13 protein-coding genes are annotated in these 14,621 nt (G+C 70.0%); 3 read left to right on the top strand and 10 right to left on the bottom strand.

What is annotated here, in order from left to right:
• Positions 1–40 precede the first annotated feature (40 nt).
• From U8331_RS03375 to U8331_RS03340, 8 genes are all read right to left on the bottom strand, one after another.
• Positions 41–1,954 carry a potassium transporter Kup gene (locus tag U8331_RS03375; RefSeq protein ID WP_481132226.1) on the bottom strand — a complete coding sequence of 638 codons (1,914 nt, stop codon included), beginning with the start codon at positions 1,952–1,954 and terminating at the stop codon, positions 41–43.
• Between the two features lie 58 nt (positions 1,955–2,012).
• A complete protein-coding gene (ruvA, locus tag U8331_RS03370) occupies positions 2,013–2,603 on the bottom strand; it encodes a Holliday junction branch migration protein RuvA (protein ID WP_481132225.1) in 591 nt (196 codons plus the stop codon).
• Positions 2,600–3,127, bottom strand: a complete 528-nt coding sequence (ruvC, locus tag U8331_RS03365; RefSeq protein ID WP_481132224.1) for a crossover junction endodeoxyribonuclease RuvC — start codon at positions 3,125–3,127, stop codon at positions 2,600–2,602. The genes ruvA and ruvC overlap by 4 nt, the downstream gene beginning before the upstream one ends.
• 17 nt (positions 3,128–3,144) lie before the next feature.
• Complete coding sequence (locus U8331_RS03360) at positions 3,145–3,876, bottom strand: YebC/PmpR family DNA-binding transcriptional regulator (protein WP_481132223.1); 732 nt, start codon at positions 3,874–3,876, stop codon at positions 3,145–3,147.
• Positions 3,877–3,957: 81 nt separating this feature from the next.
• Positions 3,958–4,560, bottom strand: a complete 603-nt coding sequence (locus U8331_RS03355) for an esterase/lipase family protein (RefSeq protein WP_481132222.1) — start codon at positions 4,558–4,560, stop codon at positions 3,958–3,960.
• An 8-nt stretch (positions 4,561–4,568) separates the two neighbouring features.
• Positions 4,569–5,123 carry an N-acetyltransferase family protein gene (locus U8331_RS03350; RefSeq protein WP_481132221.1) on the bottom strand — a complete coding sequence of 185 codons (555 nt, stop codon included), beginning with the start codon at positions 5,121–5,123 and terminating at the stop codon, positions 4,569–4,571.
• Between the two features lie 14 nt (positions 5,124–5,137).
• Positions 5,138–6,928 (bottom strand): aspartate--tRNA ligase, encoded by a 1,791-nt coding sequence (gene aspS / locus U8331_RS03345; protein ID WP_481132220.1) that lies wholly within the window; start codon positions 6,926–6,928, stop codon positions 5,138–5,140.
• 606 nt (positions 6,929–7,534) lie between these two features.
• Positions 7,535–7,867 carry an FmdB family zinc ribbon protein gene (locus U8331_RS03340; protein WP_481132219.1) on the bottom strand — a complete coding sequence of 111 codons (333 nt, stop codon included), beginning with the start codon at positions 7,865–7,867 and terminating at the stop codon, positions 7,535–7,537.
• A 160-nt stretch (positions 7,868–8,027) separates the two neighbouring features.
• Here U8331_RS03340 and U8331_RS03335 point away from each other — a divergent pair, with 160 nt between their 5' ends.
• Both U8331_RS03335 and U8331_RS03330 read left to right on the top strand, forming a co-directional pair.
• Complete coding sequence (locus tag U8331_RS03335; RefSeq protein ID WP_481132218.1) at positions 8,028–9,302, top strand: MFS transporter; 1,275 nt, start codon at positions 8,028–8,030, stop codon at positions 9,300–9,302.
• A gap of 51 nt (positions 9,303–9,353) precedes the next feature.
• On the top strand, positions 9,354–10,268 hold the full coding sequence (locus U8331_RS03330; protein WP_481132217.1) for a PhzF family phenazine biosynthesis isomerase: 915 nt from the start codon (positions 9,354–9,356) through the stop codon (positions 10,266–10,268).
• Between the two features lie 73 nt (positions 10,269–10,341).
• Here the strand turns inward: U8331_RS03330 and U8331_RS03325 are convergent, their stop codons facing one another.
• Positions 10,342–11,559, bottom strand: coding sequence for a cation:proton antiporter (locus tag U8331_RS03325; protein WP_481132216.1), 1,218 nt, complete (start codon positions 11,557–11,559; stop codon positions 10,342–10,344).
• Positions 11,560–11,700: 141 nt separating this feature from the next.
• On the opposite strand from U8331_RS03325, the gene U8331_RS03320 reads away from it, so the two are divergent.
• Positions 11,701–12,420 carry an SIMPL domain-containing protein gene (locus U8331_RS03320; RefSeq protein ID WP_481132215.1) on the top strand — a complete coding sequence of 240 codons (720 nt, stop codon included), beginning with the start codon at positions 11,701–11,703 and terminating at the stop codon, positions 12,418–12,420.
• A 272-nt stretch (positions 12,421–12,692) separates the two neighbouring features.
• Here the strand turns inward: U8331_RS03320 and abc-f are convergent, their stop codons facing one another.
• Positions 12,693–14,582, bottom strand: coding sequence for a ribosomal protection-like ABC-F family protein (gene abc-f, locus U8331_RS03315; protein WP_481132214.1), 1,890 nt, complete (start codon positions 14,580–14,582; stop codon positions 12,693–12,695).
• Positions 14,583–14,621: the final 39 nt, after the last annotated feature.

Genomic DNA, 14,621 nt, shown 5'->3' with positions numbered 1-14,621 from the left:
GGTCCGGTCCGAGTCCGGATTGCGGGCGGGCGCGCCGCAATCAGATCTCGACCTGCGCCCCCAGCTCCACCAGCCGGTTCCCGGGGATCCTGAAGAACCCCGTCGCCGGCGCCGCGTTGCGGTGCATGATCGCGAACAGCCGGTCGCGCCACACCGGCATGCCGCGGTGGGCGATCGCCACCACCGTTTCCCGGCTGGCGAAGTACGTCGTGTCCATGGGATCGAAATAGATCCCGCCCGCATCGCACGAACGCATCAGCGCCAGCGGCACATCCGGCGTCTCCATGAACCCGAAACGCACGAGCACGCGGTAGAAGTCGTCGCCGATCTCGGAGATCTCCAGCCGCTTCTCGCATGGGGCGTACGGCACCGCCAGTGTCTCCACCGTCAGGAACACGTTGCGCTCGTGCAGCACCTTGTTGTGCTTGAGGTTGTGCATCAGCGCGTGCGGCACCACGCCCTTGTCGGCGGTCATGAACACCGCGGTGCCCGGCACGCGCACCGGCGGCGCCAGCATCAGCCCCGGCAGGAAGGTGTCGAGCTGGATGCCGCCCTTCTGGATCTCCTCGCGCAGCAGTTCGCGGCCGCGGCGCCAGGTGCGCAGCAGGGTGAACAGCACGATGCCGACCGCCAGCGGGAACCAGCCGCCCTGCAGCAGCTTGGCGCCGTTGGCGATCACGAACGCCACATCGCCGATGAAGAACACCACGCACAGCGGCAGCACCCACCAGCGCCAGCGCGGCCACAGTGCCCGCGCCACCAGCGCCAGCAACAGGGTGTCGATCAGCATCGTGCCGGATACGGAAATGCCGTAGGCGGTGGCGAGGTTGGTCGAGCTGCCGAAACTGACCACCAGCAGGATCACCACCACCGCCATGGCCCAGTTGATTCCGGGAATGTAGATCTGCCCGATGGTCTCGCTGGAGGTATGGCGGATGGTCATGCGCGGGATGTAACCCAGTTGCATGGCCTGCCGCGTCACCGAGAAGGCGCCGGTGATCACCGCCTGCGAGGCGATCACGGTGGCCGCCGTCGCCAGCACCACCATCGGCATGCGCGCCCACTGCGGCACGCCGATGTAGAACGGGTTGCGGATCGCGGTCGGGTCCTCCAGCACCAGTGCGCCCTGGCCGAGATAGTTCAGCATCAGCGCCGGCAGCACGAACCAGTACCACGCGTAGCGGATGGGCCGGGCGCCGAAGTGACCCATGTCGGTGTAGATCGCCTCGCCGCCGGTCACCGCCAGCACCACCGCGCCCAGGATGAACACCCCGTGCCAGGAATGGGTGGCGAAGAAGTTCATCGCCCACCAGGGGTTGATCGCGTTCAGCACCTCCGGCTCGTGCAGGATATTGAGCACGCCGAGCACCGCCAGCGAGATGAACCACAGCCCGGTCACCGGGCCGAACACCTTGCCGACCTTCGCGGTGCCGAAGCGCTGGGTGGCGAACAGCGCCACCAGCACCAGCACCGTCATCGGCACGATCCAGCGGTCCAGCTGCGGGGCGACCACCTCCAGCCCTTCCAGCGCCGACAGCACCGAAATCGCCGGGGTGATCACGCCGTCGCCGAAGAACAGCGCCGCGCCGAACACGCCCAGGATGCCGACGCCGTAGGCGGAGCGCGAGCCCTTGGGCAAGGTGCGCTGGGCCAGCGCCATCAACGCCATGATGCCGCCCTCGCCCTCGTTGTCGGCACGCATGATGATGGTCACGTACTTCAGCGTGACCACCATCATCAACGCCCAGAACACCAGCGACAGGATGCCCAGCACGGTGTCGTGGTTGGCGACCAGCCCGTAGTGCGGGCTGAAGGCTTCCTTCAGGGTGTAGAGCGGGCTGGTGCCGATGTCGCCGAAGACAACGCCGATGGCGCCGACGACGAGCCCGGCGAGGCCGACGTTGCCGTGGCCGCCGGTGCCCGGCCTGCCGGGGCTGTTGGAATGGGTGGACATGGGTCTGTTCGATTCCCGGGTGGGGCGGCCTGCACGGCCACTCCACCTGTTCAACGGCTCAGCGGAGCGCGGACTGTAGCGCCTTGCGGATGATGGTCGCGGCGTCATCGCCGGCGGCGGTGGCGTCGCGCGCCATGCGCGCGGCTTCGGCGGGCTTGTAGCCCAGCTGCTGCAGGGCGATGACCGCCTCGCTCTGCGGATCGTGCGACACCCCGCGAACGTCCAAGGTGCTGCCGGCGCCGGCCAAGTCGGCGGCGCGGTCGCGCAGCTCGACTACCATCCGCTCGGCGGTCTTCTTGCCGATGCCCGGGATGCGGGTCAGCGCCGTGACGTCGCTGGACTGCACCATCCGCGCGAACTCGTCGACGCTGACGCCCGACAGCACCGCCAGCGCGATCTTCGCGCCGATGCCGCTGACCTTCTGCACGTCGCGGAACAGCCGCCGTTCGGACTCGCGCAGGAAGCCGTACAGCGAGACGCTGTCCTCCTTCTGCGCATAGTGCGTGAACAGCGACACCGGCTGGCCCAGCTCGGGCAGGTCGTAGAACGTGCTCATCGGCGCCTCCAGCTCGTAGCCGACGCCGTTGACGTCGACCACCAGCCACGGCGGCTGCTTGTGCACCACGATGCCCTTCAGACGACCGATCATGTGCCGCGCCTCCTCAACTGGTTGATCGCCACGCCGGTGCGCATCACCGTCGCGCTCATGTGAGCGTGGGTCAGTGCCACCGCCAGCGCATCGGCGGCGTCGGCCTGCAGCTTCATCTCGGGCAGGTTCAGCAGCAGCCGGACCATGTGCTGCACCTGCGCCTTGTCGGCGGCGCCACGGCCCACGAGCGACTGCTTGATCACCCGCGGCGCGTACTCGCTGATGCCCAGCTTGCGCCGCACCACCGTCGCCAGCGCCGCGCCGCGCGCGTGGCCGAGCTTGAGTGCGGAGGTCGCGGACTTGTCCATGAACACCGTCTCGATCGCCACCTGCTGCGGCTGCCACTCGTCCATCACGCGCTCCAGGCCCTCGCACAGCAGGCCGAGCCGGGACGGGAAGTCGGCCGCGTCGAGCAGCTTCAGCGCCTCGCAGTGCACGAACGTGCAACGCCCGTCGCCGGCCACGTCGATCACGCCGATGCCGGTCCGTTGCGAACCGGGGTCGATGCCCAGGATGCGGATCACGTCGCCAGCGTACGCCGTCAGGCGTAGGCGTCCTCGCCCAGTTCGGCGTTGGAATAGACCGACTGGACGTCGTCGAGGTCCTCCAGCCAGTCGAGCAGCTTGACCACCTGCTGCGCGGTTTCGCCCTCGACCTTGATGTCGTTGTCGGCGCGGTAGCTGACCTCGGCCTGGGCCGGTCCCCGCCCCGCCGCGACCATGGCGTCGCGCACGGACTCGAACGATTCCGGCGCGGTCAGCACGTCGATGGACCCGTCGTCGGGATAGACCACCACGTCGTCGGCGCCGGCCTCGATCGCCGCCTCGGTGATGGCGTCCTCGTCGGCCCCGGGCGAAAAGCTCAGCACGCCCAGCTTGCGGAACATGAAGGCCACCGAGCCGTCCGTGCCCAGGTTGCCGCCGAACTTGCCGAATGCGTGGCGGACGTCGGCGACGGTGCGGACCTTGTTGTCGGTCAGGCAGTCGACGATCACCGCTACGCCACCGGGAGCGTAGCCCTCGTAGCGGATCTCCTCGTACTCGACGCCTTCGAGCTCGCCGGTCGCCTTCTTGATCGCGCGCTCGATCACGTCCTTGGACATGTTGGCCGCCAGGCCCTTGTCGATCGCAGTGCGCAGGCGCGGGTTGCCGCCGGGGTCGCCGCCACCGGCACGTGCGGCGACGCCGATCTCGCGGATGATCTTGGTGAAGATCTTGCCGCGCTTGGCGTCGGTGGCGTTCTTGCGGGCCTCGATCGACGGTCCCCTACCCATGAGATGTCCGGCAGCTGTGCAATGAGAGGGCGGGGATTCTACGCCGATCGCGCCGGCGCTGCCCTTGGCGGACACCCCCGCTCAGTCGCGGTGCTCGAACCGGCCCCGGGCGAGGAAATGCCGTGCCTGCCGCGAGACCTCCGCCGACAGCAGCATGCCGCTGTGGCTGACCGGCAGGACGAGGTGGTCGGCAAGGCCGTCCAGGCGGGTTTCGGCGATGGCGACGGTGCCATCGCTGCGTCCCTGGAAACGGCCGAAGACCTGGCCCAGCCCGAGGGCTGAACTGCCGGCGATCATGCCCAGCTCGCCGGGGCCGGCCCAGGGCTCGCAACCGCCCCGCAGCAGTTCGGCGCTGCGCCCCAGCGAAGCCGCGCCGAGCGGCAGCCGCGCCATCCCGCCCGCCGCGGCGCTGCCGCACAACGGCGAGCCGAGGCAGACGATACGCCGCACCGGCAGATCGGGATGGCCCTGCAGCGCGTTGACCGCGACCAGTCCGCCCAGGCTGTGGGCCAGGATGTCGGTGGGCTCCTGCAACCGGGCGACCAGCGCCGGCAGCGCCGCCTCCGGGCCGCCGGCGACCGTGGCGTAGCTGAAGATGTGCGGGGTGTAGCCGGCCTTGCGAAGCTGCCGCGCATGCCAGGCCATCGATGCGCGCGGCATCCACAGGCCGTGTAGCAGCAACACCCGGCGGCTCACCCGGCGCGACTCCAGCCGGCTGGCCGGCGCAGGATGAACTCGTGGTCCCGGACCCGGCCGACCGGGAACTCGTAGTCGCCGACATGGACGAAGCCGTGCCGCGCGTAGAACCGCTGGGCGCCGTGGTTCTGCGACCACACGCCGATCCACAGCGTGCGCGGGCCGTCGCGCTGCAGCCAGTAGAGCGCCTGCGCGAACAGCCGCCCGCCGTGACCGCCGTTCTGGTGCGCGGCCAGCACGTACAGCCGCTTCAGTTCGCCGTCGCCGGGCTGCACGTCCGGATGCGGCAGGCCGCAGGGGCCGGCGGCGGCGTGGCCGACCGCCTCGCCGTCGCGCTCCAGCAGCCAGACCGCGTAGTCAGGATGGCCGAGGATCGTGCGCTGGCGTTCGACCGCGTAACTGTCGGCAAGGAACGCCCGAAGGTCCCCGGCCGGGTACAGGTGGCCGAAGGTCTCGGTGAACGTGCGCGCCGCCAGCCGCGACAGCAGCGCGGCGTCGTCGACGGTGGCGCGACGGATCAGCGGCCTGTCGACCGTCCGGTCGTCGTCCATCCGTCGCCGCCCCGTCAGCCCGCGGCGGACCCGGCCGCCGGCTTCGGCCGCACCGCGACGTGCACCTCGGCCAGCTGCGCGTCGGCGATCGGCGACGGCGCATCGGTCATCAGGCACTGCGCACCGGTGGTCTTGGGGAAGGCGATCACGTCGCGGATCGACTCCGTGCCGGCCATCAGCGCGGCGATGCGGTCGATGCCGAAGGCGATGCCACCGTGCGGCGGCGCACCGTATTTCAGTGCGTCGAGCAGGAACCCGAACTTGGCCTGCTGCTCCTCGGCGCCGATGCCGAGCAGCTCGAACACCGCCGACTGCATAGCCGGGCGGTGGATACGAATCGAGCCACCGCCGATCTCGTTGCCATTGAGCACCATGTCGTAGCCGCGCGACACCGCGGTCTTCGCATGGGCGCGCAGGTCGTCGATGCTGTCGACCGCCGGAGCGGTGAACGGATGGTGCAGCGCGACGTAACGGCCCTCCTCCTCGTCCCACTCGAACATCGGGAAGTCGGTGACCCACAACGGCTTCCAGCCGTCCTGCACCAGCCCGAGGTCCTTGCCGAGCCGCAGCCGCAGCGCGCCCATGAAGTCGGACGCGAGCTTGTACGTCGCCGCGCCGAAGAAGATCGCGTCGCCCGACTGCGCGCCGGTGGCCTGCAGGATCGCCGCCAGGGTGGCGTCGTCGAGGAACTTGGCGATCGGCGAGCTGATGCCCTCGCGGCCCTTGCCGGCGTCCTCGACCTTCATCCACGCCACGCCCTTGGCGCCGTACTTGGCCGCGTGCGCGCCGAGCTCGTCGATCTGCTTGCGCGACAGCGACGCCGCACCCGGGGCGCGCAGCGCGATCACGCGGCCGTCCTCGTGGTTGGCCCAGTCGGTGAAGACCTTGAACTCGCAGCCCTTGACCAGATCGGCGATGTCGGTGAACTCCATCGCGATGCGCAGGTCGGGCTTGTCGGAGCCGTAGCGGCGCATGGCTTCGGCCCAGGTCATGCGCGGGAACTCGCCGAGCTCCACTTCCATCACCTCGCGGAACATCTCGCGCACCATCGCCTCGACGGTGTCCTGCACGTCGCGCTCTTCGACCCAGGCGAACTCCATGTCGAGCTGGGTGAACTCCAGCTGGCGGTCGGCGCGCAGGGCCTCGTCACGGAAGCAGCGGGCGATCTGGTAGTAGCGGTCGAAGCCCGCCATCATCAGGATCTGCTTGAACAGCTGCGGGCTCTGCGGCAGCGCGTAGAACTCGCCCGGATGCATCCGCGCCGGCACCAGGAAGTCGCGCGCGCCCTCGGGCGTGGCCTTGGTCAGGATTGGGGTCTCGATGTCCTGGAAGCCGCGCTCGTCGAGCCAGCGCCGCAGCGTCGCCACCAGCCGGGTGCGGATGCGCATCCGCCGCTGCATCTCCGGCGTGCGCAGGTCGAGGTAGCGGTATTTCAGGCGGATGTCCTCGCCCGGGTTCTCGTGGGCGTGGAACGGCAGCGGCTCGGCCTTGTTGAGCACCTCGATGGCGGTGGCGACCACTTCGACCTGGCCGGTCCTGATCCTGTTGTTGACCGACTCGCGCTTGCGCACGGTGCCGGTGACCCGCAGGCAATCCTCGTAGCCGACCCGGGCCGCGGTGGCGATCACCGCCGCGTTGCCCCCCTCCTGCGATGGCTCGGCGACGATCTGGACGATGCCCTCATGGTCGCGCAGGTCGATGAAGCACAGACCGCCAAGGTCGCGGGCGACGTCGGCCCATCCACAAAGGGTGACCGTCTGGCCGATCAGCGACTCGTCGATGAGACCGCAGAAGTGGGTACGCATGGGGACTCCGGGGGAACACGGGCGCGGGGCGCCGGAAAGCCGCCTAGTTTAGCCGGCCTTGGGGGAGGCGGCCGGGGGCTGCACAGCTCACGGGCGTTCGAGTGGGTGGGTTCGTTGGCTTCGGGAGGGAGCGTCGCCCGGTATGGGTGTTGCTCCCCGGTTCGGTCAGGGCTTCCTGCCCTGACTCACCGCCGCAGGCCATCCATGGCCTGCTGTCCGCAACACCCATACCGTGCGCCGCACCGGCGTGCGAGTGGCTGCGTGTTCGGCCGCACGGGGGCTGGCAGCCCGCTTCGAACTCGGAACTCGGAACTCGAACGCAGGACTTGGACTTGAGCTGGAACTGGAGCCGGATCTGGTCGAATCAGATCAGATGAGGTGCTGCAGCTTTCAAACGCCCCGAGAACAGGTCGGCAATGGGCAGGCCGCGGGTGGAGGGGGTAGTGCGGAAAGCCGGCCATGGATGGCCGGCGGCCCCGAGTCAGGGCAGGACGCCCTGACCGAGGGGAGGAGCACTACCCCCTCCGCCCGCGGCCCCGACGCAACTATCGAGCCCCCGAAACAACAGCCGGGCGCTCTTCAGCCCCCAGACCCGGGCGGGAAAGATCAAGTCTTGGACTTGCTGTCGGCCTTGGTCGGCGCTGCCTCGCTCTTCTTCCCCGACTCGGCGGGCTTCGCTTCAGCCGGCTTGGAATCCGACTTGCCCTCGCCCGTCTTGGCCCCGCCGTCTCCGGCCAGGTTGCGCTTTTTGTCGCCGTCCTTCTTGAAGTCGGTCTCGTACCAGCCGCCGCCGGCGAGCCGGAACTGCGGGGCGGTCAACTGCCGCCGGACCTGCGGCTGCCCGCATTCGGGGCACTCGGTTGGATCAGCGTCGGACAACTTCTGCAGGCGGTCGAAACTGTGGCCGCAGGCGGCGCACTCGAAAGCGTAGATCGGCATCGGACTTCACGACGGCAACAGCGGAGCGCGGATTGTGGGGCCCGCGGCCGGTGAATCAAGTCCCCTTCCCGTCACGACCCGCCGGGCGGGCGCTGCGGCTGACCCATTCATCATTGCCCGCTTGCTATGGTCGCGCGCTCGCCCACCAGGACCGACCGGGATGATCGCTGCCGTCCGCCCCCTCGCCGCGCTGCTGGCCGGCGTCGCCCTGCTGCTGATGGGCAGCGGACTGCTGGGCAGCCTGCTCGGCGTGCGCGGGCAGCTGGAAGGCTTCGATGGCCGCACCTTCGGCCTGGTGATGTCGAGCTACTTCATCGGCTTCCTGATCGGCACCTACATCGCGCCGAACCTGATCCACCGGATCGGCCACATCCGCGCGTTCGCGTTCTACGCGGCGCTGGCGGCGTCGGCGGTGCTGCTGCACGCCATCCTGGTCACGCCGCTGGCATGGGGCCTGTTGCGGCTGCTGACCGGTATCGCCCTGGTCGGGCTGTACACGGTGATCGAGAGCTGGCTCAACGCCGCCGCCGCGCCGGAAAAGCGCAGCCAGGTGTTCGCGGTGTACATGGCGGTCAATCTTGGTGCGCTGGCGGTCGGCCAGCAGCTGTTCGGCCGCTCGGACCCGGCTTCGTTCATCCCGTTCAGCCTGGTCGGCATCCTGATCTGCTGCGCCGCGCTGCCGGTCACCGCCAGCCGGATGACCCAGCCGCAACTGCCGCACGCGCCGCGGTTGGCGCTGACTTCGATCTACCGCGCGGCGCCGGCCGCGGCGACCGGCGCGCTGCTGTCGGGCACCGCGATGGGCGGCTTCTGGGGCCTGGGAGCGGTCTACGCGACGCGGATCGGGCTGGAGGTCGAATCCGTCGCCCACCTGATGAGCCTCGCCATTCTCGGCGGTGCGCTGCTGCAGGTACCGATCGGCCGCCTGTCCGACCGGGCCGACCGCCGCCGCGCGATGATCGTGGTGAGCCTGCTGGCCGCCGCGATTGCCACGATGCTGGTGTTCGTCGGCGACGTGCAGGACCACGGCGGCTACCACTGGCAGCTGTACGCGCTGTTCTTCATATACGGCGGGCTGGTGTTCTCGGTCTACCCGATCTGCGTGGCCCACTTGCTGGACCACCTGCCCCGGCAGGACATGCTGTCGGGTTGCAGCAGCCTGCTGCTGCTCAACGGCGTCGGCTCGGCGATCGGTCCGACGTTGGCCGGCGAGGCGATGGACCGGCTCGGGCCGCAGGCGTTGCCGGGCTTTTTCGCGGCCGCGTTCGGCCTGCTGGCGGTGGTGGCGGCGCTGCGCATGCTGGTGCGGCACCGCGACCGCGACCATCCCGGCCACTTCCACGCGATGCTGCGGACCACGCCGTCCGCGCTGGAACTGCTGCCCGAGACCGATACCGCGGCCGCGCCGCCGCGTCCGCGGGCCCCGCTGAAGTAGCCGCGCCCGGCGTTCACCCGCCCTCGCCGGCGCGTTTGCTGCAATGCCGCCATGGACGAGCCCCGCATCTACCGCATCGACGCCTTCACCACCGAACCGGGCCGCGGCAACCCCGCCGGGGTGGTGACCCACGCCGAAAGCCTGGACGACGCGCGGATGCAGGCGATCGCGCGCGAACTGGGCTTCTCCGAAACCGCGTTCGTGCTGCCACCGGTCGGCGACGACCACGACCTGCGCCTGCGCTTCTTCACTCCCACCACCGAGGTGCCGGTCTGCGGCCACGCCACGGTCGGCGCCCACTACGCACTCGCGCTCGAAACCGGGAAGACCGGCCGGCTGCGGCAACTGACCGGCGCCGGCGTGCAGGAAGTCGAGGTCACCGCGCAGATGGGCGACTTCCTGGTCCGGATCGAACAGGGCGCGCCGGTGTTCCACGCGCCGCTGGCGCCGGAGCTGGTGCAGGAGGTGATGGCCGCGCTGCGCATCGGTGCGGGGGACCTCGATTTCCGCTGCCCGCTGCAGTTCGTCGGCACCGGCCACGGCAAGCTGATGGTCGGGCTCGACAAGCGCGCCCGACTGATCGAACTCGAACCCGACCTCGCGCGGCTGGCCGAACTGAGTCCCGCGGTCGGCAGCAACGGCTATTTCGTGTTCACCCTCGATGTCACCGACGACGACGACGCGCTCTGCCACGGGCGCATGTTCGCGCCAGCAATCGGGGTCGACGAGGACCCGGTGACCGGCAACGCCAACGGCCCCCTTGGCGCCTACCTCGTCCGCCATGGCCTGCTGCAGGTGGAGGACGGCCTGATCCGGTTCCGCGCGCGCCAGCAGGCGGCGACCGGGCGCGGCGGCTTTGTCGATGTCGAGGTGCGGGTCACCGCCGGCGAGCCGGTGGAGGTGGCCATCATCGGCCACGCAGTGCTGGGGTCGCACGTCACCCAGCTGCTGCCGCACCAGGCCTGAGCCGCTCCGTGCCGGCCGGCGCGGATTTGCGGCAGCAGAGGCAGGAGGCTACCGCGATGCCCTGTTTCGAGCGCTATCCGGTGATCGCCGGCGGGCGGACCTTGGCCGCCGCGGCGTCGTCGCGCATGCGGTCCTCGGGGTGTGACACCGGCCGGCTGTCCACCGGGTCCACGTCGAACGGCGAGCGCAGGATCAGCGACGGCAGCAGGGTGTTGAGCGCGGTGTAGAGGATCAGCGCGCCGAACAGCACGGCCGGCAGGTCGAAACGCGCGTACAGGATGTTGGCCAGCACCAGGGTGAACACCAGCGTCGGCGACAGCGCGAGCGCGACCTTGAGGCTGCTGTGGCGCTGCTCGCCGAACATCAGCCGCCGCTGCAGCCAGACGATGCCGATCCGCAGCGGCATCAGCACCATGGTCAGCACGATGCCGAGGCCGGCGGCCTCCCAGGTCAGCGCGTCGCGCGAGATCTCGGTGCCGGCGTGGAAGAAGTAGAACGGCACGAAGAAGGTCGCGAACAGCCGCAGCGCATGCATGTTGTCGTCCGACGCCAGCCGCGGCATCCGCAGCCGCAGCATGCGCGCCACCAGCCCGGCCACGAACGCGCCGACCAGGTAGTACACGCCGAGCTTGTAGGTGATGAACGCGGCGACCATGCCCACCATCACCAGCAGCGAGAACTCCGAGCCCGGCGCATGCGGCACCACCCAGCGCCCGAGCGCGACGAACAGCAACGGCAGGCCGACGATCATCGCCGCCATCGCCAGCGAGGAGACGCCCAGCTGCATGGGGTCGCCGGCCTGCAGCACCACGAACAGCGCCGCCAGCGCCATCAGCTCGCCGGCGATCGCCTTGCTGGTGACCCAGAAGCGCTCCTCCTCGTCCAGCCCGAGGCGCTCGAGGGTGTCGAGGATGAAGCCGGTGGAGGGCGTCAGCAGCGCCAGCGCGACCAGCGCCGCCGCCTGCCATTCCAGCCCGAGGTAGCGCCACGCGAGCCAGCCGACCCCGATCAGCGACGCGGCACGGACGGACAGGTGCACGAGCAGCGGCCCGAGCTGCTTGCGCAGCGCCCGCAGGTCCACCTCCAGCCCGGCGAACAGGAACAGCGACGAGATGCCCAGGGTCGACAGCAGCACGATCACCGGGTCGTGGGTGCGCTCGCCGAACGCCAGCATCGCCCCGACGCCGAGCAGCAGGCAGGTGATCGGCGCCGGCAGCTTGAAGCGCTGCAGCGCGCGCGGGACCACCAGCAGGCCGAAGATCAACAGGAGGTAGATCAGTTCGTTGCTCATCGGCTCCGCCGGTTCCGTAATCGGCGCATGGTCGACGCAAACGGTGAAACGGGGCAAGCGTGGCGAGGCTGGCCGCGATCGCCGACGGCTCCTTCAGCCAGGGCGCGCTACGCTCCGGGCATCTCCCTGCCGAGCCGCCCCATGCCGAACACGCCGTCATCCGCCCGCAGCCTGGCCCTCCTCCTCGCCGCCGCGCTGGTGGCGCTCGGCCTCGTCCTCGCCGGCTGGTTCGCCGCCGGCGGAATGAAGCACCTGCGCACCGCCGACCGCTACGTGACGGTGAAGGGTTCGGCCGAGAAGATCGTCGAGGCCGACCGGGTGGTCTGGCCGCTCCCGCATTCGGTCGGTGGCGACGACTTGGCCCAGGTGCAACGCCAGCTCGAGGCCAATACCGCCACCATCCGCCAGTTCTTCATCGACGCCGGGTTCGAGGCGGACGAAATCGTGGTCTCGCCGCCCCGGCTGGAGGACCGCTGGGCCTACGCCTACGGCGACAGCCGCCCGCCCGAGCGCTACCGCTACGCGACCACCGTCAGCCTGCGCACCGACGACGTGCCCAAGGCGCTGGAGGCGGTGCGCCGCAGTGGCGAACTGGTCGCCCGTGGCGTGCTGATTGGCGAAGGCAGCGCGCCGGAGTTCGACTACACCCGCCTCAACGACATCAAGCCGGCCCTGATCGCCGAAGCCACCGCCGCCGCGCGCGACTCGGCGGTGCAGTTCGCCAAGGATTCCGATTCGCGCCTGGGCGGCATCCGCAGCGCCAACCAGGGGGTGGTCAGCATCACCGACCGCGACCAGAGCAGCCCGCAGGTCAAGCGCGTACGGGTGGTGACGACGGTGGAGTATTTCCTGCGGGATTGAGAGGCGGCGGAGGCATCTCCTCACCCGGGCACCAACTCCAGCGGGTGCGGTGTGCGACCTCCAACGAGGTCGCATCGCCGCAGCGCTGGAATCGACGAGCGACGGATGTAGGAGCGACGTAAGTCGCGACCTGTACATCGCCTCCAGCGTTCGGCAGGTCGCGACTGACGTCGCTCCTACAACGGAGCTCCCGCGATCGGGAGTCGGCGCGAACGGAGGATTCTCCGATCGCGGCTGAAGCCGCTCCTCCAACGGCCGGCAGGCCGCGGCTGTCAGGCCGCGTCGGCCTCGTACAGCGCCATCAACTCGGCTTCGGCCTGCTCCAGTTCGGCGCGCAGCGCCGTCTGGCGCTTCCCGAGTTCGGTCGCGCGGCTGCCGCCATCGGCGTAGACCGCCGGATCGGCCAGTTCGGCCTCGACCGCCGCCACCTGCGCTTCCAGCTCCGCCACCCGCGCTTCGGCCTTGGCCAGCTTGTGCGGGTTGGCCTTGCCCTTGCGCGGCGTCGGCACCGCGGTCGTCGGCGCCTGCACCGGCGCCGGCGGGGCCTTCGTCCGGCCCTTGCCGTCGTTCGAGTTGTCGCGCGCGCGCAGCCAGCTGGCGTATTCGTCGAGGTCGCCGTCGAACGGCTGGGCGACGCCGTCGGCTACGCGCCAGAAGGTGTCGCAGACCAGGCCGATCAGGTGGCGGTCGTGGCTGACCAGCACGATCGCGCCGTCGAACTCGCCCAGCGCCTCGGCCAGTGCCTCGCGCATGTCGAGGTCGAGGTGGTTGGTCGGTTCGTCCAGCAGCAGCACGTTGGGCTGGCGCCAGGCGATCAGCGCCAGTGCGAGGCGGGCGCGCTCGCCGCCGGAGAACACGTCGACCGACTCGAACGCGCGGTCGCCGGGGAAGTTCCACTTGCCGAGGAAGTCGCGCAGCTGCTGGGTCGCCACGCCCGGGGCGATGTCGGCCAGGTGGTCGACCGGGCTGGCGCCGGCACGCAGCGATTCGACCGTGTGCTGGGCGAAGTAGCCGATCCGCAGGTCCGGATGGCCGCCGCGCTCACCATCCAGCAGCTGCAGCTCGCCGACCAGCGACTTCACCAGGGTCGACTTGCCGGCGCCGTTGGGGCCGAGCAGCGCAATGCGGTCGCCGGCTTCGAGGATCAGGCTGACGTCGTGGAGGATGGTGGTGGCGTCCGCGGTGGACCGCGCCGGATATCCGCAATCGGCATGCTCCAGCCGCAGCAGCGCGTGCGGCAGCTTCGCCGGTGCCGGGAACTCGATCCGCAGCGAGCGCTCGACCCGCACCGCCTCGGTGCCGGCCAGCTTGGCCAGCCGTTTCATCCGGGACTGCGCCTGCTTGGCCTTGCTGGCCTTGGCCTTGAAGCGGTCGATGAAGCTCTGCAGGTGGGCGCGCTCGACCTGCTCCTTCTCGTGGGCGATCTGCTGCAGGCGCAGGTGCTCGGCACGCTGGCGCTCGAACGCGGTGTAGTTGCCGGCGTAGAGCTTCGCCTTGCCGTCGTGCAGGTGCAGGGTGTTGGTGGTGACCTCGTCGAGGAACTCGCGGTCGTGGCTGATCAGCAGCAGGGTGCCGGGGTAGCGCAGCAGCCACTGCTCCAGCCACAGCACCGCGTCGAGGTCGAGGTGGTTGGTCGGCTCGTCCAGCAGCAGCAGGTCGGACGGCGTCATCAGCGCGCGGGCCAGGTTCAGCCGCACCCGCCAGCCGCCCGAGAAGGTGCTGACCGGGCGCTGGTGGGTGTCGGCCGAGAACCCCAGCCCGTGCAGCAGCTTGCCGGCACGGGCGCTGGCGTCGTAGCCGTTGAGCTCCTCCAGCCGCTGGTGGGCCTCGGCGACCGCCTCCCAGTCCTCGCTGGCGAACGCATTGGCTTCGGCCTGGATGGCGGCGTGGACCGCGGCGTCGCCGGACAGCACGAAGTCGATCGCCGGGTCCGGCAACGACGGCGTCTCCTGGGCGACCGAGGCGACGCGGATCTTGCCGGACATGTCGATGTCGCCGCGGTCGGCTTCCAGCCGGCCCTGCAGGGCGGCGAACAGCGACGACTTGCCGGTGCCGTTGCGGCCGATCACGCCCACCCGCCAGCCGGTCTGCAGGACCAGGTTGACGTCGGACAGCAGCAGGCGTTCGCCGCGGCGGAGGGCGAAATCTCGGAAAGCGATCATTCCGTCATTGTACTTGTGCGACCCTGCGTCGCAGGGTTC

Source organism: Lysobacter sp. CC-YZS074 (genome assembly GCF_056739745.1).
This window is presented reverse-complemented; position numbering and strand designations above follow the sequence as displayed.